The sequence below is a fragment of the Streptomyces sp. NPDC088766 genome (genome assembly GCF_044750845.1).
Lineage (GTDB): Bacteria > Actinomycetota > Actinomycetes > Streptomycetales > Streptomycetaceae > Streptomyces.
In genome coordinates, this window is sequence record NZ_JBIVKQ010000028.1 from 29,725 (window position 1) to 49,923 (window position 20,199).

The window sequence follows — 20,199 nt, forward strand, 5'->3', positions numbered from 1 at the left end:
TCGCCCACCCGGCCGTTCGTGGCAGGGATCGAGATGGACCGCGTCGCCGAGGTCATCGTCGCGACCGCGGACCTCGTGGGCCGGAGGGGGTCGGGATATTTGATCCGCGACGGGCTGGTGCTCACTGCCGCGCACGTCGTCGAGGAGAGCACCTCGCTCGTGGTGCGCTTCGACGCCAACCGGCCAGGCGAGCGTGCAGCCGAGGCGCAGATCGTTTGGTACGACAAGGGTGTCGACGTCGCCGTACTAAGGCTCACCTGCCTGACTGGGGAACCAGCAGGCGACGGCACGGCGAAGGCCCCAGAAGCGGCCAACGTCCGGGGCGAGGCCCGTACCCCGGTTCGTTTCGCCCGCGTCGGTGAACGTGACGCGGTCCTTGAGTGCAGCGCCGTCGGCTTTCCCCTGTTCAAGCTACGCAAGCATGCGGACGGCACGCGCTACCGAGATGCCTGCCATGTGGCCGGCCGGTGCGCAGTGCTATCCAACCGCCGAGAGGGCACCCTCGACGTGCGCGTCGCCTCCCCGGACCGTGACCCGGACCCGGCCCATTCTCCGTGGGAGGGCATGTCGGGGGCCGCTGTCTTCGCCGCGGGAATGGTAGTGGGGGTCGTTGCCCTGCACCATCGGAGCGATGGGCCGAGTCACCTGGCCGTCGCTCGGACGGACCGCTGGCACGAGAACCTGGACGGCGCACGTGTCGCCGAGTTGGAAGCCCTGCTTGATTCGTCCTTGGCTCCCGCAACGCTTCCTGACGTCTGGGACGAGCCGCTCCCAGCCCGGGGACTCGCGCTGCCCACGCCTGTACCCACGAGGCCACCAGGGGACCCAGTAGCCGCGCTCCCGCCGGAGTACGGTCTGGAGCTTGAGGTCCATCCGCCCATCGCCGGAACCACCGGACGCAGGCTGCCCGCGCTCACCGAGTACGTCGCTCGCGAGCATGACGCCGAGTTGCGGGGCATCGTCGAACGGGCCGCCACCGGGCACGGCGGCATCGCCGTACTCGTGGGCGCCACGTCAACTGGCAAGACCCGTGCCTGTTGGGAGGCGCTGCGCGCGCTGCCGCCAGGCTGGCGGCTGTGGCATCCGATCTCGCCCGGCCGCGCGCAGGCCCTGTCCGACGGTCTCGATGCTGTGGCACCGCACACCGTGATCTGGCTCAACGAAGCGCAGCACTACCTGAACACGCCAGGCCGAGACCTCGGCAGTCAGAACGCGTCCCGGCTACGCGAACTGCTGCGCGACTCCGGCCGCGCTCCGGTGTTGGTACTTGGCACCCTTTGGCCCGAGCGTCACACGGAGCTCACTGCTGGTCCGGGTGGAGACCCCGCCGATCATCATGCCCCCGTGCGCGACCTGCTCTCGGGGCGGGTGATCGTCGTGCCGAGCACATTCTCCGTCTCGGCGCTGGCTGACATCCGCGCCGCCGCGGTCCAGGACGAGCGGCTACGGGAAGCCGTGAGCCGCGCCGAGGACGGACAGATCACGCAGTACCTGGCCGGAGTGCCAGCCGTACTGGATCGCTATCACACGGCCCCACCCCAAGTCCGTGCCGTGATCGAGGCTGCGATGGACCTGCGACGGGTCGAGTGTGGACCGGCGCTCGACGCGACCATCCTCGAGGATGCCGCCGCCGGTTACATGACAGAGCGTCAGTGGGATGAGCTGCCTGACGGATGGTTCACCAAGGCCCTTGCCTATGCCACTGAAAGTGGGCCGTGCCGCGGTGCGCGCAGCCCGCTGTATCGCACCCGGCCCCGGGCGGGCCGGCGTGCAGTCCCCAACGGACGCCCGTTGATGCTCTCCGACGCGCTGGAACAGTTCGGCCTCGCGTCGAGGGGCGGACTGCCGGTCGCCGAGAGCATTTGGCAAGCAGTGTTGGCTCAGGGGAGCGATGAACTGCGGACATGGCTGGCGGCCGCTGCAGAGGAAAGGGGCTTGCTGCGCATCGCGCTGGAACTACTCGCGGGCCCCGCCCGCGCCGGTTCGGCGGAGGCATGGTTCGCCGCTGCTCGGCTGCTGGGCGGCACGGGCAAGTTGCCCGTGGCCCTAGCCTGCTTCGAGCGGGCTGCAGAGGCCGGCAAGACGGTTGCCCTGGGTGACGCTGGGGACTTGCTGCGCAGCCACAAGCCCAAACTCGCGCTCAAGCTATATCTACGTGCTTCTCGGGCAGGGCACACCAACGCAGTTTTGAAGGCAGTGGATTTGTTGCTCCGGGAAGACCGGATCGATGAGGCGCGTTCCCTCGTGCGAGCCGACGCCTATCACCACCGGCGCTTGCTCACGGCCTGGTATGACCAGCACGGGCGCACAGACGAGGCGGACGAGGTACTGCGAGAGGCGGCACAGTCGGGATTGGCAGAAGCCGCCGCTGAGCTGGCCGAGCGGGCGCTGGTGCGCAACGACACGCAGCAGGCCGAGCGCCTGCTGCGAACCGCAGTGGCGGCCGGCGCCCATAGCGAGGAGATGCTCGCTGAGCTCCTCCACAAAAGAGGCGAACTGACCGAGGCGATCGACTGGTACAGACGGGCGGCCAAGGGTGGCTTCTCACTTACCACCAAGCGCGCGGAAACGGCGGTGGTGCAGCTGCTTGCCGAAGCGGGCAGGTCTGCCGAGATCGAGGACGTCCTGCGTGAGCACGCGGAGTCGCACAGCTATGAGGCGGTGACAGCCTATGTAGATTTCCTGGAACGAGATGGCCGAACGGATCAGGCGTACGACTGGCTTCAGGAGCGCTTTGTCCCCGGACAGCCCGAACTCCTCTGGCCAGCGGTCCGATTGCTTGAGCGTCTCGGCCGGGTGGAAGAGGCCATCGAATGGCTACGCAGGGCGGCAGAGACCGGCGATCGCGACGCGTGGTGCCCGGCGCGGCCGTTGATTAATGCTGGGCGTCTAGATGAGGCGATCGCATGGATGCGGTCCTGGGCTGAGAGTGGCGCACCGTATTCATGCGGTCCGGACATCCGGCTCCTAGAGGATGCAGGCCGGCTCGATGAAGCTCTTGCCCTATTGTGTGATGCTGCCCTGCACGGAAACCCACGCGAAGTGAGCGACGCCCGCCCGCTGCTGGAGCGGGCCGGAGTGGAGGCAGAGGCACTCGGCTGGCTGATGGCGCGACCGGTCAGGGATCGGGACACCACGGTCGCGATCGCACAGCTGTCACGCGAATGGGGCCAGGACCCGTCCGAGGTGTTGGTCTGGTATCAACGGGCGGCAGAGCTGGGTGAGGAGAACAGTTGGGGCTGGATCTCGGGCCTGGCGGAGGCCGCGGGCCAGATCCCTGAAGCGATCGCATGGGCCGAACCGATGGCCTTGGCCGGCAACGCCAGGGCGTGCGAATTGATGGAGCGCCTCTATTTGGAGGCAGGAGACGGCGAGAAAGCCGCTGCCTGGTGCCTGCGCAACAAGGAGGCGGGGTTGAAGGCGTATCCGCACTACGTGCTGCAGCGAATCGGTGTCGCGGAGACGAAACGCCAAGTGGAGGAGTACGGGATCGAGCCTGGCGGACAGGTCGCCGAAGCATGGGACGCCGCGGAGATCCTCGGCTTGTCTCCCGATGAGATCCCCTCATGGGGCCGTGGTGTGTCACTGCGCAAGCGGCCGCGCACCGACGCCTGACCGATGGCCAGTCGGCGCTCACTTTCGGGCTCGGCTTGTGGTCTCAGCCTGTTGTGTGGTCGGGCACCAAGGCGCAGGAAGATCCGCCAGCTTCGCCTGGATCGGACCGTACCGGCTCGCCCCGCCATCTTGTGTGGTCACACTGCGCCGAACTTCGTGAAGCCCAGCCCGTGGCCTGGTGAACCGCGTCGGCCGGAAGGCACCATCATGTGAAACTATGATTGTCAAGGTTCATGCCTGTTTGCCTTGGCGGACCTCCACGATGGGCAGCATGGTGGCGGTGGCTGGAAGGCCGAGTTCGCGTGGTGTGGGGCCTGCGGGTGTTGGTATGTCGGTGAGGCGGGTGAGGAGCATGTCGATGGCGGTGTGCCCGTCATTGAACCGTTCCGGGTTCGGTAGGGACTCGATCATTTGAGAGGATCGAGTCATGGCACGTCCTTCCCAGTACCCGCTTGAGCTGCGCCGTCGTGCGGTGCGGATGGTCGCCGAGGTGCGGCCCGACTACGACACCGAGTGGGCCGCGATGAAAGCGGTCGCGTCCAAACTCGGGATCGGCACGACCGAGACACTGCGCAAGTGGGTCCGCCAGGACGAGATCGACACCGGGACCCGGCCGGGGACGACTACGGAGGAGTCGGCCGAGCTGAAGCGGCTGAAGAAGGAGAACGCCGAGCTGAAGCGGGCCAACGAGATTTTGAAGGCCGCGGCAAGTTTCTTCGCGGCCGAGCTCGACCGGCCACACACACGCTCGTAGCGTTCATCGACGAGCACCGGGACCGCTTCGGCGGAGTCGAGCCGATCTGCCGTGTTCTGACCGAGCACTCCTGCAAGATCGCCCCGTCCACCTACTACGCCCACCACAAACGCCGGCAGGCACCCTCGGCCCGCACCGTCCGCGACACCGAGCTGAAGATCCTGATTCAGGAGGCATACGACGCCAACTACCGTGTCTACGGCGCGAGGAAGATCTGGCGGCACCTGAACCGACAAGGCCAGACCGTGGCCCGCTGCACCGTCGAACGCCTGATGCGTGAACTCGGTATCACCGGAGCGGTCCGCGGCAAACGCGTGATCACCACACTTCCCGGCGGCCAGACTGACCGGGCCCCCGACCTTGCGGACCGGGACTTCGTCGCCGGCGCCCCGAACCGCTGCTGGGTCGCGGACTTCACCCACGTGAGGACCTGGGCAGGTGTCGTCTACGTCGCCTTCGTCGTGGACACCTTCTCCCGCCGGATCGTCGGCTGGTCCGCTGCCACCGTGAAGGAGACGGTCTTCGTACTGGACGCCCTGGAGATGGCGATCTGGCAGCGAGACCGCGACCAACATCCGTTCCAGCCAGGCGAGTTGATCCATCACTCGGACGCCGGGTCGCAGGGCGGATTCAACTGGTCGTCGCAACACCTCGTACGCATGGAGGTGTTGGATGGTGCGTCGTCAGCAGGCAGCGGACCGGGCGCTGCGTCCGAAGCTGAGGTCTCCAGGGCATCCGAGGTATCAGCGTCATGTCGAGGCGGCGTTCTGGACGGAGATCGCCAAGGGTCTTCTGCCTGAGGAGGCCGCCGCCGTCATCGGCGTGGCGCCGGCGGTCGCGACGCGCTGGTACCGCCAGTGTGGCGGCATGCGACCGTTCGATTCGAAGCCTCCCTCGGGCAGGTACCTGTCGTTTTCCGAGCGAGAGGAGATCGCGTTGCTCAGGGCCCAGGGCAAGGGAGTGCGCGAGATCGCTCGAGACGTCGGTCGTGATCCAGGCACGATCTCCCGCGAGCTGCGACGCAACGCCGCCACAAGAAGTGGGAAGCTCGACTACCGGGCGTCGGTGGCGCAGTGGAAAGCAGATATGGCGGCCCGGCGTCCGAAGACAGCGAAGCTGGTCGCCAATTTGAGGTTGCTCGCCTATGTCCAGGAGAGGCTGTCCGGCCAGATCACCACATCGGGCGGCATGCCGATCGCGGGGCCGGTGACGGGCTCGTGGACGGGGCGGAACAAGCCCCATCGCAAGGATCGTGCGTGGGTTCAGGCATGGAGTCCGGAGCAGATCGCGAACCGGATCAAGCTTGATTTCCCCGATGATGAATCCATGCGCATCAGTCACGAGGCGATCTACCAGGCCCTCTACATCCAGGGCCGCGGTGCGCTGAAACGCGAGCTCATCCTGTGCCTTCGAACCGGCCGCGCTCTGCGTGCGCCGCGGGCGCGTTCTCGGCGCAAGACCTGGGCGCACGTCACGCCGGAAGCGTTGATCAGCGAGAGGCCCGCCGAGGCTGAGGACCGCGCTGTCCCCGGCCACTGGGAGGGGGATTTGATCATCGGGCTGGAGCGGTCCGCGATCGGCACCGTTGTCGAGCGGTCGACCCGGTTCACCATGCTGGTTCATCTGCCCCGCGAAGAGGGATACGGCACGATCCCTCGAACGAAGAACGGCCCCGCACTGGCTGGCTACGGAGCGATCTCCATGAGGAAGGCACTCGCCAACACGATGTCGATGCTCCCCGAGCAGCTGACGCGGTCGCTGACGTGGGACCGCGGCAAGGAAATGTCGGCGCACACGCAGTTCAGGGTCGAGACCGGTATCCCCGTGTTCTTCGCCGATCCGCACAGCCCATGGCAGCGAGGCACGAACGAGAACACCAACGGACTCCTGCGCCAGTACTTCCCGAAGGGCACCGACCTCTCGCGCTGGTCCGCCGAAGAAATCGAAGCCGTTGCTCACGCGCTGAACACCAGACCCCGTAAGACACTTGGCTGGAGGACCCCGGCCGAGGCATTCAACGAGCAGCTACTCTTGCTTCAACAAGCCGGTGTTGCAACGACCGGTTGAGTCCAGGCAGTACACGAGTTTCCGGCTCGCCGAGCACCTGGACGCGGCCGGCATCGCCGCGTCGATCGGCTCCGTCGGAGACGCCTACGACAATGCCCTGATGGAGAGCACGATCGGCCTGTTCAAGACCGAGCTGATCAAGCCCCGACGGCCATGGAAGACGCTGTCCGACGTCGAGCTCGCCACCGCCGAGTACGTCGACTGGTACAACCACCGACGACTCCACGGTGAGATAGGCCACGTCCCACCCGTCGAATACGAGAACAACCACTACCGAGCAACCACGAAACCCCAGGTCACAACCAACATCTGAGATCTCTACCGAACCCGGAACGGTTCATCCGGGGGCTTTGTCTTTTATTGCGGCACATTCTGGAGGGCCGATGCTTCACGGCCCAGGCCCAGGCCCAGGGGAGGATGAGCAGTTCTGTCCCTTGTCGTCCAAACGAGTCGTTTGACAGCGAACTTAGTCGTCGGGGTAAACACGCCGGGAGATGTGTGGCCATACTGGCTTGGACGGGTCGACAGACAGACGCATCAGTACGCGGTGTGTGCTCTCAAGCCGTGGCGCGACCTCCCGGTCTTAGCATTTCGCCATTCGTCCGAAAGGCAGTGGAGATCGCCCCCTAGCGCAACCGCGATTCCGGGGATTAGCGCGTCCCCGTGAGCTGTTGACTGCCCTGTGGGCGGACGAAAAGGACCATGGTGCGCGCTCGCGTGATAGCGACGCGCAGGAGGCGGCGCTGGGCACGGAGCCGTTCGGGTGGCCAGCTGGGGTCGAGCAGGGTGCCTGTGTAGCGTCCTTCGACGATGATGACACCGTCGAATTCCTTGCCCTTGGAGCGATGCATGCTCATCAGGGAAACGGTCTCTGGTGGTTGTTGGGCGGCGGTGAGGGTCTCGGCGGCAAGGACGGCGCGGACGGTGGCTGCCGCGTCTTTGTAGGCGGAGTCGCCGTCCCAACTATCGGATAGGCCATAGGCCAGTGCATCGGTAGCGTTGAGTAGGCGCAGCAGGCGTGCGTGCTTGAGGACTTCTTCGAGTTCGTTGGAGCCGTGGAGGCGGTCGCGGGCGGTTGGCCAGTCAGCGACCGGTTGTCCGAGGTAGGAGATCCCCGCGTCGTAGGCAGCGGTCACGGCTTTGACGGCCTTGGAGCGGATGGTCTTGCCGGACGTGAACGCGCTGAGCCCGTTCTCCATGGTTTTGATCTTGTCGCGTGCGCCGGCGGTGCCGCTGGTCAGCTTGACCCGGTAGAAGTCGGCGAGGGCTTGCATAGTGCGAGTGACTGCCTCCACACGGGGCAGACCGGGCCATTCCATGATTGACGCTACGACGTAGCCGGCCGCGGCGGTTAGTTCGGGATCCCATTGCAGGGCGTGGTCGACTGCGGGAAGTGTGGTGTTGCCGGTGATGGTGTCGGTCGCCAGAGCCTCGGAGACCTGGCCCAGCAGGGAGTTGACGCTCGCCAGGACTGCGATGGTCGGTGTGTGCCCTAGCTGGGTAGTGAGGTAATCCCGCATGGCGATGACCCCGTGGTGGACACGCGTCTGCCACGGAACGCCGTAGCCCGGGGTGTAGGTCCAGGTGTGGACGTTGGCCGGCTCGGCGTGAAGGGTGTTGTTCAGGACGGCGTTGGCGTAGTCGAGGAGTCCGCCGCCGGGGCTACGGTGGTTGTCCTTGGACAGGTCGAAGGGCGTAGGCGCGAGGTGCGCCACGGCGTCGTCGAGGCGTTGCTCCTCGACGCCGTCCAGGTGGTCGAAGATGCGTTGGTCGGGGTCGGCGAGGCAGATGACGGTGGAGGCGCCGCTGACGGCCTTGATCACGCGCCATTGGTCGGTGTTGGTGTCCTGGAATTCGTCCACGATGACCAGCGGGTAAGTGCTGCTATAGAGGGCACGCAGGGCGGCGCTGCGTTCTAGGAGAGTCGCCGTTGCGTCGGCGAGGAGGTCGAAGACGTAGCGGCCCTCCTCGGTCGCGAGGCGTCGGCGCTCGCTCTTCCAGTCGCCGTCGAAGTCCGCCTGGATCTGCCGTTCACGATCGGGCGTGATGAACGAAGACGACCGACCGGTGAGCAGCCGTCCGTGGCTGCGTACGACGTCAAGGAAGAAGGCGTGAAAGGTGCGTACTTCCAGGCGCTGACGGCTGGCGCGGTCCAGCACTCCGGACATCCGGTCCGTGATCTGGCGTACGGCGGCGCGCGAGAAGCTCAGGAAGAGGACGCGCTGTTCGGGTTCGAGGGCGGCCAGTCTCGCCTGGGCCTTGAGCAGAGCGATGGTGGTCTTGCCGCAGCCGGGGCCGCCGACGATCAGAAGGTGACCGGAAGCATCGAGGATCTCTTGCCTGACCGGGTCAATTTCCATCGGTCTCGTCCGAGTGGGCGGTGTCGTCGGTCTCTCCGCCGCTCGCAGAGGTCCCCAGGTCGCGGTCGATTTGGAGAAGGAGATCGGCTAGCACGGCGGGTAGTTGACTTCGGCCCGTGCACTCGGCGATGAGCAGCGCGGCATAGCCGTCACCCTTGCGGGCCCGCAACACCTCGTGGGTGAGGGTGTTTACCGCCGTGTCCGTGGCGGACGGGTCGGGTCGGGCGCATCCGGAGGGGTAGTCCGTGCGCTGTGCCACGGTGGCGAGGAAGCGACGCTGGGCATCGACCGGTACTTCGGCTACCAGCAGCTTCTCGACGCTCTTGTAGTCCAGCACCATGTAGTGCGTGAAGTCGGCAGTCTTGGACGTGATCTTGGGGTCGAGCGGCTTGTCGGGCTGGTCGTGGATCCCGTAGACCGGCTTGCCCAGCCCTTTGAAGACGGGCGCGAACAAGGGCACGGAGACGTCGTTCTGAGCGTCGAAGATCGTGACACCGGCCAGGTCGAGTGGGACGTAGCCCACGACGGAGGGATCAGCCTCCAGCACATCCGATACGGCTGGGAACAGGGCCGCTTCCGCAGCACCCTCCACCACCAGTACGGCACGCCCCAGGACGGCCTCAGCGAACTGCCGGCGGTTGTCCCGGTACCTCTTCAGCTTGAAGTCACCAGGCAGGACGACACGGTTGCTGCTGAGCGTGCCCTTTGAGTCGCGGCTGATCACGACAATGCGGGAGGGCTCGAACTTTTCGATCACGTACGGCGAATGAGAAGTGACGATCACTTGGCCCATACGTTTGACCACGAAGTCGATGAGACGGCGCTGCGCGTGCGGAGGGAGCGCGATCTCCGGCTCTTCCATCGCGAAGATCACCGATTTGTCGCCCTTGAGTTCAGCGATGTAGGTGAGCAGGGCGAACACCAGCAGGTTCAGCGACCCGGTGCTCAGCCGGTTGAACGGCACGGCGTGCGGACCCGGTTGGGTAGCGATGAACAGGCGCAATACCTCACGCAAGTGTTCGCGCGTGAGTTCAGACGCCTGCAGGTCGACCGGATCCGCTGTGTCGCCGAGGCTGACAAAGCGGTCGACGCGATCGCGGATCTCCGTACGGATCTTTCCGAATCCTGATTCGGCCGCGGCCACGGCGACCTGCTCCAGGTCACGCAGCGCCTTCTCCCACAGCGGCCCCGCCAGCTCGGCTTCCAGCCGCACGATCGTGTCCAGCAGCGAACCACGCTGAAAGGTGAGCGCCCTGTTGCCCGTACGGTTCGGCCGCAGGTAGAGGAATCCACAGTGCCGCTTGTCCTCCCGGGTGAATGATTTCAGTCCCGCGCCGAGCCCGCTCTCCTCCCCGTCTAGGCCGTCCGGGACGCTCTCGGGATGCGCGAAGAACGTACCTCCGATGAAGTCGTCCTCCTGAGGGTCGTAGCGGCCGAGGAAGACCACCGGCAGGCACCATTCCCCGGTCTCGGCGTCTTCGACAGCGTCCGGAACCATGTCGAGGAAGTCACTCGTCTGCGCCGACCAGCGGCGCAGATGGCTTCCGAATCGGCGCTCGGCAGCGTCGGACAGGTTGGTGAGGACCACCTCGATCCTCACTTCGGGTAGCTTGCCCTCCCGTTCCTGGTAGCACCCGCCGTAGAAGTCGTATTCGTCGACCACCGGTCGTCGGAACATGCGCTCGGGCCCCAGCACGAGCTCCAGCCCCTCGCACACAGTCGACTTGCCGACGCTGTTCGAGCCGACCAACAAGGAGTGGCCGTCCAGGAGAATCGTCCCGCTCTTCACCCCACGGAAGTTCTCCAGGACCACCCGACATACCTGCACGCCCGCCCCCCCATCTTCGAGGGAGCAGGACACAGTCGACTCGTCGCCGCTGGCGCTTCCTCGCGCGAAAGCCGTTGCCACGAGGACAGATCGGAGCATCCCCTGACGCAAACCAGAGCCGATTCTACGACAAGTGGGATCTTCAGACCGCTCCTAGACGCGAATGATCGGCGGCGGCGCCATACGGAGGAGCCGTCACCCCGCAACGCGTGTGCTGCCCCTGCGGGTGGCCAATCCGCGACAGCAGAGGGCGGGTGCGGGCCGTAGGGGCTACCTGGCCAGTCGGATTCCCAAGCGTGCAGCAGAAGCGTGCGAGCTTCCTCGTGCGACTGGGTTCGCTGTCAAACGACTCGATTGGATGACAAAGGACAAGTTCGCCGGGGGCAGACAGGGAAGACCGCGGAAGGACTGGCCAACATGCGCGAGAGCATGTCAACGTAGACGATCTCGCAAGAAACCCCAGGTCAGAGAGGTGATAGCCCATGACCGTAGCCCCCGTGGGTCCCGGTTTCTCCACCACCGTCGAAGCGCTCCGACTACGGCAGTGGCAGCTCGGTCCCGGCCAGCCGACCCTGGTCATGGACCAGTTCTCCGCCGAGGACTTCCACCTGGTCGTCGATGACCGTGCGGACGTACACGTCAGCAGCAAGGACGGCCGCTTCTACCTCGGCTGGTTCCCGCTCGGCCGTCCCGGCACGGACCGCGAAGGTTGGAAGATCGCGGTCATCGGCACCGCCAAAATGCCCGGTTACCAGGTCTCCTTCGACGTCGAGACGCCGGCCGACATCGTTGCCGCAGCCGTAGCCCGTGTACTGGAGACCTCTCGCCTCCTCTGACCTGCGGGGGCTGCCCGCTCGCATGCCGCCGGCCGAACCGAGTGCCGGCCGCTGTCCCTTCCCTCGTTCTCTCGCCCCAAGGAGGATGCTCGTGACGTCTTCGGAAATGACCGTCGCCGACCTCATCGACCTGCTCGCAGCCTGCGACCCAAGTGCTCCGGTGCGCCAGGCCATGAACCCCTTCTTCCCGATGGCCCATCGCTTGGCACAGGTCCTGCAATCGGTCGACGAGACCGGCCGGACCGTCGTCTACCTCGCCGAAGGACGCGAGGAGGACGCACAGCTCGGTCACCTGCCGCCCGAAGTCGCCATCGAGCTGACGTGGCAGGGCCCCGTCCAGGCGCCCCCGCGCCGTCCCCGCCGTCGCGCCGGCGGCAACTAGAAACGCACCGAGCCTTTGGAGGCGCCCCTGTACTCCCACCTTCAGCCCGACCCGTCGGCCCCACCCGCGTTCTGGGTGGGCCCCCGCCACCTGGCAGGTGACGACGGGCGCCCGTACGACGCCGTCGCCGACGCTCTTGCGGGCCTGGGCTGGACGAGCCTGACGATCGTCCGCGGACGGCACGAGCCGGACGAGGCAGAGAAAGACCGCCAGGTCCTGCGCAGCACCGTCCTGCACATCAGCCCCGACGGCCTGCGCTGGGCCCAGTGGTGCTTGGCCGACGAGCCGTTCCACCTGGGTGAACTGCCGATCGCCTGGCAGATCTCCGCCCGTGACGAGGCGACCAGCCTCGCTGGTTGGTCGGCTTACTTCACCCGCGGCGTCCCCGGCGAGGCCGTTGCCGACTTCCTCGTCGCCCTCGACGCCCACGACCAGCCCACCGTGCCTCTGGCTGGCGCCGAGGCCGTCCTGAACGCCGTCGCCGCCCAGGGATGGTTCCGCGACATCGACCAGCCCCAGGCCGCGGCGATGGATCCGACGGGCGCCTCGCACATCAGCCTCGGCGAGGCGCCACCCCTCATCCAGGACGGCGACCCGCGCGTCCTGGTCACCGAAGCTGACGAGGTGGGGCCGGCCGGATGGCAGGCATGGTCCGAGCCCGTGCTCGGCGCGCCCTACCTGTGGGTGGCCTCTTTCGCCGCCGGCGTGCCGCACGATCTCGTCGCCGCCTTCGCCGCGTCCCTCAGCTCGACCGCACCGGTCCTGCGCCGGGTGCTGCCCGACGCCACCCAGGAGCGTCTTCTGCGCGCGCCGGCCACCTGACCGTCTCGCCGCTCCGAAACGAAAGAAGCCCGGCTCCCTCCCTGGTGGAGGGCGCCGGGCCTTCTTGCTTCCCGGACACCGTCGTCCCATCTGCCCCGCAGACGCACTGCTGCCTCCGACCTTCCCGGGTCGGAGGCAGCAGTGGATTACGGGTGCAGATCAAGGCGTTGCGGTGGCCTTGGCGAGGGCCCGATCGAGGTGGCGGTCGACGAGGGCCGGAGAGCCGGAGACGACGAGCAGCAGGCTGCCGTCGCGGATCGCGGTCTGCTTGAGGACCGTGCTTCGTCCCCCGGCGGTGAACGTCAGGAGCTGGCTCCACTGCTCATCACCGCGGTCCTGGGGTGCGGGCAGCTTCTGCGTGGCGATGTCGATCGGGGCGCTGCCCGCGAGGACCTGATAGTTCGGGCAGGCGGTCATGGCGTCGAAGATCCGGTTGGTGCCGTCGGACAGCTTCGTCGGGCTGTCGCTGTAGAGCTCCTCGGAGATCTCCGAGGAGCTGCTGCCGTAAGTCAAGTCGGCCTTCGCCTTGTTCGGGAAGGTGAGCGTGCCACCGGTCGCCACGTCGCCGCCCAGCTCGCTCAGCGCGGGGCAGCCGAGGACGGTGACATCGTCGTGCTGAGCCGCACGCTGCGGCTTGGGCAGGTAGCCGCTGCCGAGGTCAGCCTCCGTGAGCAGGCGGGACGCCAACGCGGCCGAGGTAAGCGTGGCCGGTTCGCGGTGAGCGTCGGCCGGCTTACCGGTTCGGCTGGAGGGGGCGGTCTGCTGGTCAGCTCCGTCGGTCTCGGGGGAGCAGGCGGGCAGGGCGAGGAGGGCGGCGGTGATGCCGAGGGTGGTGGTGGCGACGCGAACGCGCATGACGGAACTGACCCCTTTGTGCTAGGTGACGGGTGGTCAGTGCGGGCCCGGGGACCCGGTGGGGTCGTAGGGGCGGTGGTCAGTGCCCGAGGTGGCGCAGGCAGTCCTCGAACGTTTCGTGCGTCGCGTCCGCCGGTCCGCTGTTGCGGTTGTACCAAGCGGTGTCCAGGCGTGTCTCCCGCTGCTGGTGGCCGGCCCTGCATCGCAGCCAGATCTGGTCGCGGGTGGAGAGGATGAGCCAGTCCCGGTATGCCCCGCACTCGGCACAGGCGGTCATCTCGCCATCGACGACCAGGGGCTGCTTCCAGGGCATCATCTTGCCCTCGACCTGATCGTGGCTCGGCACGCGCAGCTCCGGCGGAAGGAAGCCCGGTGCCGCAGCGGTCGGCTCGTTGCTCTGCGGTGCGTCCGTCGGCGCCCCGTTCCACGGCGGCATCTGGTGGTGTCGTGCGACCAGCTCGGCGAGCTGCCGCTCCACTTCGCTCGGCCCCTTGGCCCGGCGGCGTATTCGGTGAAACATCCTGGCGTCCTCCTCTGCCTCGTCACCTCGTCCTGCGCGCTTCATGATCGTGCCCCACGCCCCCGCTGGCTTCAATTCACAAGGTCCACAGTCTCCTCCGACCAGGTCAGCAGGGGTGCTTGGGTGCATCGAGCGGGCCTAACGGCCCGGGCGGGCGGCGTCTTCGCCGCTCCGTCGCTTGCCGGGCGCGGGGCGGCTCGTCGCCGTCCCGCGCTTCGTGGACCGGGTGGTTGTGGTGCCGGTCTCGGGCAAACGGGAGGCGTCGGCGGGCAGGTTTGCGGCTCGCCGCATCCGCCACACGAGCACGTCGCTGAGGGACTCCGCGGTGCCGAGTTCACGCCCAGCGGCAACCTCGGGGAGCAGAGCGGCCGGGTCGTAGCCGGCGGCATCGACTTCCGCGACGGTGGCGGCCAGGGCGTACCAGCCGGGCTCCGCGAGGATCTGCTCGGCCAGATCCGGCAGGGCCTCGCGCAGCAGCGCGGTCTGGTGCTGGAGCATCGGCCGGCTCAGGCGCCGACCGCGCTCGTAGAGAACCCCGAGGGGCTGCGCGGCGGCGGCCTGGTAGGCGGCGCGCAGGTGATGAGCGGCTCGGGTGGCGGCCTCGGCCTGCTGGGCATGGCCCTTGCGAGCATGCCAGTGCGCGGCGGCCGTGATCAGGAAGAACAGCATGTCGATCGCCATCGCCGTGGTGGCTCCGTCCTCACCGCGGCCGAGCGCCGGGCCGCCTTGGACGAGCTCGCGAGCGGCCTGCCGTAGAGCGCGATCGTGGCCCCGTACGGCACGGACGTGGGACCGCGAGGCTCGCTCAAAAGCTGTTGCCGCGTCGCGAAGTTGGCGGCGGGTGTGGGCGGCGGACGTCTTCGCGAGGGCGTCCAGGACCTCACCGGCCGCGGCGATGTGGGCGGCGGCGACCGCGTCCTCGTCGTGCTCGAAGACGAGCACGGCCTGCCACACGGCCGAGGCCGTTCCGCGGCGTGCAGCGGCCGGACCGTCCGGCCCCGGACGGATCGCGTCGTCCTTGGGGGTAGCCGGGGCGTCGGCGGACCAGCGTTCGCGGATGCGGGGCAGCGACAGATCGGGAGCCAGACGGGCGCCAGGGTAGAAGACCGGCTCGCCGTCCTTGTTCAGGTCGTCGGGTAGCGCGACCTTGTATCCGAGCAGGTCGCCGGAGGGTGCGGCGCGCTTTCGGATCAGGAGGCCGGCGGCGGCGAGCCGGTCGAAGAACTCCTCATCGCTGCGCGCGCCGCTCACCGCGCGTCGTACGGCTTCGCGCAGTTCCTCGCGGGCGGTGCGCTCGCGGCCCTGCCGCTCGGCCTTGTGGCGTTCGGCGCTGGTGGGACGCTTCGCTGCGGTGCCGTCGCCGGGGGCGACCTGGTGGAGGCCGAGTTCCTTCTCGATGAGGCGGGCTTCGGCCTGGGCGCGGGCGCCGGAGCGAAAATCGTCGGGGCGGTGGCCGTCCTCGGTGACGAGGGTGGCGACGATGTGGATGTGGTCGTCGGCGTGGCGCACGGCGGCCCAGCGGCAGCCGGACTGTCCCTCACCCGGGTCAATGCCCGTGGCGGCGACGATGCGACGGGCGATGCCGGCCCATTCCTCGTCGGTCAGGATCCGGTCGCCCGGGTCGGCTCGTACAGAGGTGTGCCAGACGTGCTTGGCCGGGCGGGCGTGCTTGGCCAGGGCCATCATCGGCTGGTCCAGGAGCCGCTGGAGGTCGGTGAGGGTGGCGTTTGGGTCGCGGCCGGGGTCCGGGGACATGCCGTCGAAGGAGGCGACGAGGTGAGGGTCCGTGTGGTCCTCGTGCTTGCCGGTGTCGTAGAGGTAGTAGAGGAGACCTCGGGTGTCCGCTCCCGACGGGTTGACACTTGGAATCATGAGCCGTGGTGCTCGATCAGACGGGTGGCGGCCTGATGGGCGGTGTCGGCGGCACGCCGTACGGCGGCGATGGCCGCTTCGAGGTGAGGAACGTCCACGCCGGAGTTGAGCGCCTTGACTGCCTGGTTGAGGTTGCTGCCGGCCCAGCCGAGCCGACGCCGGCTGTCGAACAGGGCGGTGATCACCTCGCGTTCGTCGGCGATCTCTGCGCTGGTATGGCTGAGGTCGCGGGCGGCGGCGAGCGCGGAACGGGCGAGGAACCCTGCGACGGACAGATTGCACTGGGCGGCGGCGGACTTGATCAGGGCGTACTCGTCTTCGTTGAATCGTGCGTTGGGCTGGTGCAGGCGCTTCTTCTCGGGCGACTGACGCGGACGCTGACGGGCGCGAGGAGCGCGCTGTCGGGGCGCGCGCGGCTCGGTCGGCTTCTCCTCCTGCCCCGGCTTCGATCCGCCCTCGGTCGAAGCCCGAAGGACCTGCGCCCCCCGGTGCGGGTCCTCTCCCGCCCCCTCGGGGGCGGGTTCGGCGGAAGCTACGCTTCCGCCCCAACTTGCTCGCCCTGAGACCGAGTTGCTGTCGCGATCAGGTTCCGGGGTGGTGCCGTACATGCGGGCGTTCGTCATCGAGATTCGGGCCTCTTGGAGCGGGGGGAGTGGTGGATGGTTGCCGCCGGCGCGGTGACGTGAACCGGCCCGTCAGGGCGGTCCTGGACGAGCCACTGCCCGGTCGGTGTACGCAGCGCGCGGACGACGTCCGCCCAGGCATCGGCCTCGGCCACGGTGGGCTCGGAAGAACGGGGTGGACGTGGAGTCACGGCATGCCTTCTGAGCAGGGGCGGTGGCCCGGCGCGGAGCCGGGCCACCTGTGCTGGTAGGGGCCTTGAGCTGGCGGCCTTCAGGGTCAGCCGCACTCGGGGCAGCGCCCGACGTGGCTGTTGAGCGCGCGGGCCATCCGCTGTTTCGCCGAGGCGGCCTGCTTCGCGCTGGACTTCGCCGCCGGCCGGCCAGCGTGTCGTTCGGAGTGAGCGAGCATGAAGCCGATCTCTCGCTCGTACTCGGCCCGGACGGTGTTGAATTGGTGGCAGGTCTTCATCGGGAGGTGCTCCTCGTCGTGGTGATGTCCGTGTTCCGCAGCTCCTGAAGGACCACCCCGAGGCGGTCGTTGCCGACTCCCGTGAGGCCCTGGCGGCGGATGATCTCGCGCAGCTGCACTCGGGTGATCGCTCCGTTGCCGTCTCGTTCGAGCAGGGCGGGCACGTGGGGGCGCACCTCGTGGACGAGCTGGCGCTCGGGCTCGCCCAGCTCGCGTGCCGGGCGCTCCGTCTTGGGAGAGCGGGGCCGGGCGCGCTTGTTCTTCGTCGTCCGGCTGGTCCGCGTCGTCTTCCGGCGGAGAGGGACCTTGTGTTCGCGGTCCTGGGTGGTGTCGGTCCCGGACTCGGGGGTGGTCGGTCCGCGGTCCTGGGTGGTGTCGGTCCCGGACTCGGGGGTGGTCGGTCCGCGGTCCTGGGTGGTGTCGGTCCCGGACTCGGGGTGGTCGGTCCGCGGTCCTGGGTGGTGTCGGTCCCGGACTCGGGGGTGGTCGGTCCGCGGTCCTCGGTGCTCTCGGTCCCGGACTTCGCGACGTCAAGTACCCGGTGGGAACTTCGGCCCTGAGCTGCTACTTCGCTCGCATTACGCTCGATCTCGGTGACCTCTGCAGCGGTCCTTTGGACCGCACCGTCTGCCTGCTGCATGGCCTCCTTCGACACTCCCGTCTGGGTGCCCCCGGTCCCTGCGCGGACCGCTTCTTCCGGAGCTGCATCGTTGGGGACCGGTCCCTGCGCAGTCCTCGGTCCTCGCTTCGGGACCGGCCTGTCGGAGCCATCAGGATCGGAGCCGGGGACCGGAAGGTCCGGGACCAGCTCTGGGGGGACGATGGCCCCCGATGCACTGCTGTGCGCCGAAGACCAGGGAGAAGGAAGCGGGACCGTGGCGAGCGCGAGCGCGTGTCGACGGGCGGCGAGTTGATCAAGCAGCTGTGCCCGCTGGAGGGGGTCGGTCCCGACCGAGGCCCTGCCCACCGCCTTCGACAGGCGTCGGGTCAGACGCCGGCCACGACGGTTTCGCTGCTGCTCGGGTGTGCGCTCGGCGAGGCGGGCGGCGAGGGTGACGGCTCGGGCGGTGGCTCGGTCCCGGGTGATCTGTGCGGCGTCGCGGTCTCGCGCGGCGATGCCCAGACGGGAGAGCAGCCGTTCGCGTACTTCCCGGCCCAGGACGGCGACGAGCCCGCTGGAGGCGGCATCGGGGGTGCGCAGGCGCAGCTCGATGCCCATGGCCAGGTGCCACAGCAACGCAGCCATCACGGGGCCGACGAAGGCGCGGACTGTGCCGCCGATGGGGCCGCTCTCGGCGTAGGCGGGGATCACCTGCACCGTGGTGATCACCCAGACCAGCGTGCCCGGCAGTCCGGGGGCGCCCTGGACGGCGAGGTTCTGCCGTGCCATCAGCGCGGTCGCGAAGAGCGCGAGTTCGGCGGCGGCGAACATCCCGGCGCGCTCGGCGGTGCCGGCCATGTCCAGGTAGTCGGCGGCGAAGCGCCAACTCGTGTCGGCGCTGTACGCGGTGCAACCCAGCGCGGCGATGGCGGCGACCTTGACAGCGGGGCTACCGAGACGTTTCTGCGTTCGAGTTCCCCGGCGTCGGATGGTCCAGGCGGTCAACAGGAGCGCGAGGGTGGCGGGCACGACGGCGGCGAGGAGGAGCGGGAGGTCCGAAGCGGCACCGAAGTGGGTCATGCTGCCTTTCCGAGAGAGGCGGCCGTCGAAGTCGACGCCGCCGGGCGGGCTGCCGGCTGCTGAGCGCTGGGAGCTGCGGGCGCAGGCGTGTTCTTGGAGGTTTTCTTCCGCTTCTTCTTGAAGCGGGGGATGCCGTAGTTGCGGTCGCGGTCGAGGACCTTGTTGGCGGCCTGGCGCAGCAGGTCACGGGCGTGCTTGGGGCTGATCTGCAAGGCTGCGGCAAGACGGTCGGGCAGCCAGCCCCGGACGTAGGCGTGGTCGATGGCAACCTGCCGCTCAGCCTCGGTCAGGTGCACGTCACGGCCCTGGAAGAAGGCGATCACGCGGCGGTGGTCCAGGCGTCGATGCAGGTTGTCGTGCAGGGGACGCCGTTCGGCTTCGGTGAGGCCGCCCCAGACACCCTCTTTGAGGACGTTCTCCAGGGCGTAGTCCAGGCATTCACGGCGGACGGGGCACCAGCCGCACAGCTCCTTCGCCTCCGCGATCTCCTCGTGGTCGCGAGGGCCGGGGAAGAAGACGGGGTCGGCGTCCTCGACGTCCATGCCGTGGCACGCTCCGCGGGTGTGCCAGCTGGTGTCTCCAATGCCGCGCAGGCCGGTGGCCGGCGCGTCGTGGGTGGTGATGTGATGCAAGGCGGGTCTCCGATGTGCTGCCGCGTCGGCAGGCCGAGGCGGTGCTCGGCGGGCCGCGGCGTGGGTCCGGCTGCGGGGCGCAGTGGGTGTGCGCCCGGCAGCCGGAGCGGGACGGTGATGTCGCGACGCGGCGCAGCAGCGGGCTGCAGGCGCCGGATCAGCGGATCAGGCCAGGGCGGGCTGCTGAGTCTGCTCGGTGCTCTGGGCCTGCTGGGCGGCGGCGAGATCGAGGCGGCCGGGGTGTGGAGTGGCACGTGGAGTGATGGCGCGTACTCCGTCGTTGGGGCCGATCCGTCGGCGTCGGCACGGTTCGCCGGGCTGGGCCAGGCACCACTCGCACCGCACGCTCAGGGCATCGAGCAGCCCCTGCTCGACCGCGGCCTCCCGGGCTGCGCGCGCGGGCCGGAAGGGTGCGAGAGCTGCACGAGCGGCGGGCGGGATGGGAGATCCGATCGCCTTCAGCCGCGCCTTCAGTGCCGGGTCCATCCCGTCGCGAGCGCTGGTGATCGCGAGGGCCTGTGCGGGCTGGGCGGTGCCGGCGGCGACGGCGCGGCGGTTGCCGACCAGCTCGGCGGTGTAGGCGGCCTGGTCGTCCGGGTTGGCCGTGGGCGTGGGGTCGGTGTGCCGAGCCAGACGCTCGCGCCGGTAGCTCTCCCAGGGCCGGCCCACGTCCGCCGGGAGGATCGCGTACGGCGAGGTGCGGTAGTGGTGGCGGGCGACGGCCAGGGCGTCCCAGCCGTGCGGGGTGGCCATCGGCACGTCCCCGAGCAGATGGTGCCACTGGGCGAGCTGCTCGCGGGCCTCGCCTTCGTCGGTGCGGGTGGTGCGGGGGTCCAAGCGGCCGATGTAGGCCAGCAGGGCGGCGATTTCGCGGCGGTCCACG

At 68.4% G+C, this 20,199-nt stretch carries 20 protein-coding genes; 9 read left to right on the forward strand and 11 right to left on the reverse strand.

The features are described 5' to 3' along the window. Nucleotides 1-18: 18 nt before the first annotated feature. A complete protein-coding gene (locus ACIP5W_RS30250; RefSeq protein WP_401480316.1) occupies nt 19-3,615 on the forward strand; it encodes a trypsin-like peptidase domain-containing protein in 3,597 nt (1,198 codons plus the stop codon). 231 nt (nt 3,616-3,846) lie between these two features. Here the strand turns inward: ACIP5W_RS30250 and ACIP5W_RS30255 are convergent, their stop codons facing one another. Further along, nucleotides 3,847-4,026, reverse strand: coding sequence for a hypothetical protein (locus tag ACIP5W_RS30255; RefSeq protein WP_401480318.1), 180 nt, complete (start codon nt 4,024-4,026; stop codon nt 3,847-3,849). Nucleotides 4,027-4,042: 16 nt separating this feature from the next. Between ACIP5W_RS30255 and ACIP5W_RS30260 the strand changes: the two genes are divergently transcribed. The 4 genes from ACIP5W_RS30260 to ACIP5W_RS30275 all read left to right on the forward strand — a co-directional run bounded on the left by ACIP5W_RS30260 (nt 4,043) and on the right by ACIP5W_RS30275 (nt 6,749). Beyond that, a complete protein-coding gene (locus ACIP5W_RS30260) occupies nt 4,043-4,369 on the forward strand; it encodes a transposase (protein WP_401480320.1) in 327 nt (108 codons plus the stop codon). Between the two features lie 5 nt (nt 4,370-4,374). Further along, complete coding sequence (locus ACIP5W_RS30265; RefSeq protein WP_401480429.1) at nt 4,375-5,169, forward strand: IS3 family transposase; 795 nt, start codon at nt 4,375-4,377, stop codon at nt 5,167-5,169. 67 nt (nt 5,170-5,236) lie between these two features. Continuing rightward, nucleotides 5,237-6,436, forward strand: coding sequence for an IS30 family transposase (locus ACIP5W_RS30270; protein ID WP_401480431.1), 1,200 nt, complete (start codon nt 5,237-5,239; stop codon nt 6,434-6,436). Beyond that, complete coding sequence (locus tag ACIP5W_RS30275; RefSeq protein WP_401480322.1) at nt 6,420-6,749, forward strand: integrase core domain-containing protein; 330 nt, start codon at nt 6,420-6,422, stop codon at nt 6,747-6,749. Before ACIP5W_RS30270 ends, ACIP5W_RS30275 begins: the two co-directional genes overlap by 17 nt. A gap of 337 nt (nt 6,750-7,086) precedes the next feature. Here the strand turns inward: ACIP5W_RS30275 and ACIP5W_RS30280 are convergent, their stop codons facing one another. Together ACIP5W_RS30280 and ACIP5W_RS30285 are read right to left on the reverse strand one after the other, a co-directional pair. Next, entirely contained in the window at nt 7,087-8,796 is a 1,710-nt protein-coding gene (locus ACIP5W_RS30280) for a UvrD-helicase domain-containing protein (protein WP_401480324.1), read from the reverse strand. Beyond that, complete coding sequence (locus ACIP5W_RS30285) at nt 8,786-10,609, reverse strand: ATP-dependent nuclease (RefSeq protein ID WP_401480326.1); 1,824 nt, start codon at nt 10,607-10,609, stop codon at nt 8,786-8,788. Before ACIP5W_RS30285 ends, ACIP5W_RS30280 begins: the two co-directional genes overlap by 11 nt. Nucleotides 10,610-11,106: 497 nt before the next feature. Here ACIP5W_RS30285 and ACIP5W_RS30290 point away from each other — a divergent pair, with 497 nt between their 5' ends. The 3 genes from ACIP5W_RS30290 (at nt 11,107) to ACIP5W_RS30300 (ending at nt 12,664) form a co-directional block, all read left to right on the forward strand. Continuing rightward, nucleotides 11,107-11,460 carry a DUF317 domain-containing protein gene (locus ACIP5W_RS30290; RefSeq protein ID WP_401480328.1) on the forward strand — a complete coding sequence of 118 codons (354 nt, stop codon included), beginning with the start codon at nt 11,107-11,109 and terminating at the stop codon, nt 11,458-11,460. Between the two features lie 91 nt (nt 11,461-11,551). Continuing rightward, complete coding sequence (locus ACIP5W_RS30295) at nt 11,552-11,842, forward strand: hypothetical protein (RefSeq protein WP_384511419.1); 291 nt, start codon at nt 11,552-11,554, stop codon at nt 11,840-11,842. Nucleotides 11,843-11,857: 15 nt separating this feature from the next. After that, the gene (locus ACIP5W_RS30300) at nt 11,858-12,664 is read left to right on the forward strand and encodes a DUF317 domain-containing protein (RefSeq protein WP_401480330.1); all 807 of its coding nucleotides are present in this window, start codon (nt 11,858-11,860) and stop codon (nt 12,662-12,664) included. 159 nt (nt 12,665-12,823) lie between these two features. Here ACIP5W_RS30300 and ACIP5W_RS30305 read toward each other — a convergent pair whose 3' ends face one another. The 6 genes from ACIP5W_RS30305 to ACIP5W_RS30330 all read right to left on the reverse strand — a co-directional run bounded on the left by ACIP5W_RS30305 (nt 12,824) and on the right by ACIP5W_RS30330 (nt 17,167). After that, nucleotides 12,824-13,519, reverse strand: coding sequence for a hypothetical protein (locus tag ACIP5W_RS30305; RefSeq protein ID WP_401480332.1), 696 nt, complete (start codon nt 13,517-13,519; stop codon nt 12,824-12,826). Nucleotides 13,520-13,598: 79 nt separating this feature from the next. Next, nucleotides 13,599-14,039, reverse strand: coding sequence for a hypothetical protein (locus ACIP5W_RS30310; protein ID WP_401480334.1), 441 nt, complete (start codon nt 14,037-14,039; stop codon nt 13,599-13,601). Nucleotides 14,040-14,177: 138 nt separating this feature from the next. Then, nucleotides 14,178-15,911 carry a relaxase/mobilization nuclease domain-containing protein gene (locus ACIP5W_RS30315; RefSeq protein ID WP_392245068.1) on the reverse strand — a complete coding sequence of 578 codons (1,734 nt, stop codon included), beginning with the start codon at nt 15,909-15,911 and terminating at the stop codon, nt 14,178-14,180. Next, nucleotides 15,908-16,519: a plasmid mobilization protein gene (locus ACIP5W_RS30320; protein ID WP_401480336.1), complete on the reverse strand. Its 612-nt coding sequence runs from the start codon at nt 16,517-16,519 to the stop codon at nt 15,908-15,910. Before ACIP5W_RS30320 ends, ACIP5W_RS30315 begins: the two co-directional genes overlap by 4 nt. Nucleotides 16,520-16,811: 292 nt before the next feature. Then, nucleotides 16,812-17,003 (reverse strand): hypothetical protein, encoded by a 192-nt coding sequence (locus ACIP5W_RS30325; protein ID WP_030422103.1) that lies wholly within the window; start codon nt 17,001-17,003, stop codon nt 16,812-16,814. Further along, nucleotides 17,000-17,167, reverse strand: a complete 168-nt coding sequence (locus tag ACIP5W_RS30330; RefSeq protein WP_401480339.1) for a hypothetical protein — start codon at nt 17,165-17,167, stop codon at nt 17,000-17,002. Before ACIP5W_RS30330 ends, ACIP5W_RS30325 begins: the two co-directional genes overlap by 4 nt. Before the next feature lie 746 nt (nt 17,168-17,913). Between ACIP5W_RS30330 and ACIP5W_RS30335 the strand changes: the two genes are divergently transcribed. Next, a complete protein-coding gene (locus tag ACIP5W_RS30335; RefSeq protein WP_401480341.1) occupies nt 17,914-18,747 on the forward strand; it encodes a hypothetical protein in 834 nt (277 codons plus the stop codon). Here the strand turns inward: ACIP5W_RS30335 and ACIP5W_RS30340 are convergent. Both ACIP5W_RS30340 and ACIP5W_RS30345 read right to left on the reverse strand, forming a co-directional pair. Continuing rightward, the gene (locus tag ACIP5W_RS30340; RefSeq protein ID WP_363087843.1) at nt 18,681-19,316 is read right to left on the reverse strand and encodes a WhiB family transcriptional regulator; all 636 of its coding nucleotides are present in this window, start codon (nt 19,314-19,316) and stop codon (nt 18,681-18,683) included. The genes ACIP5W_RS30335 and ACIP5W_RS30340 overlap by 67 nt on opposite strands. A gap of 165 nt (nt 19,317-19,481) precedes the next feature. Next, a complete protein-coding gene (locus ACIP5W_RS30345; protein ID WP_363087844.1) occupies nt 19,482-20,198 on the reverse strand; it encodes a hypothetical protein in 717 nt (238 codons plus the stop codon). Nucleotide 20,199: the final 1 nt, after the last annotated feature.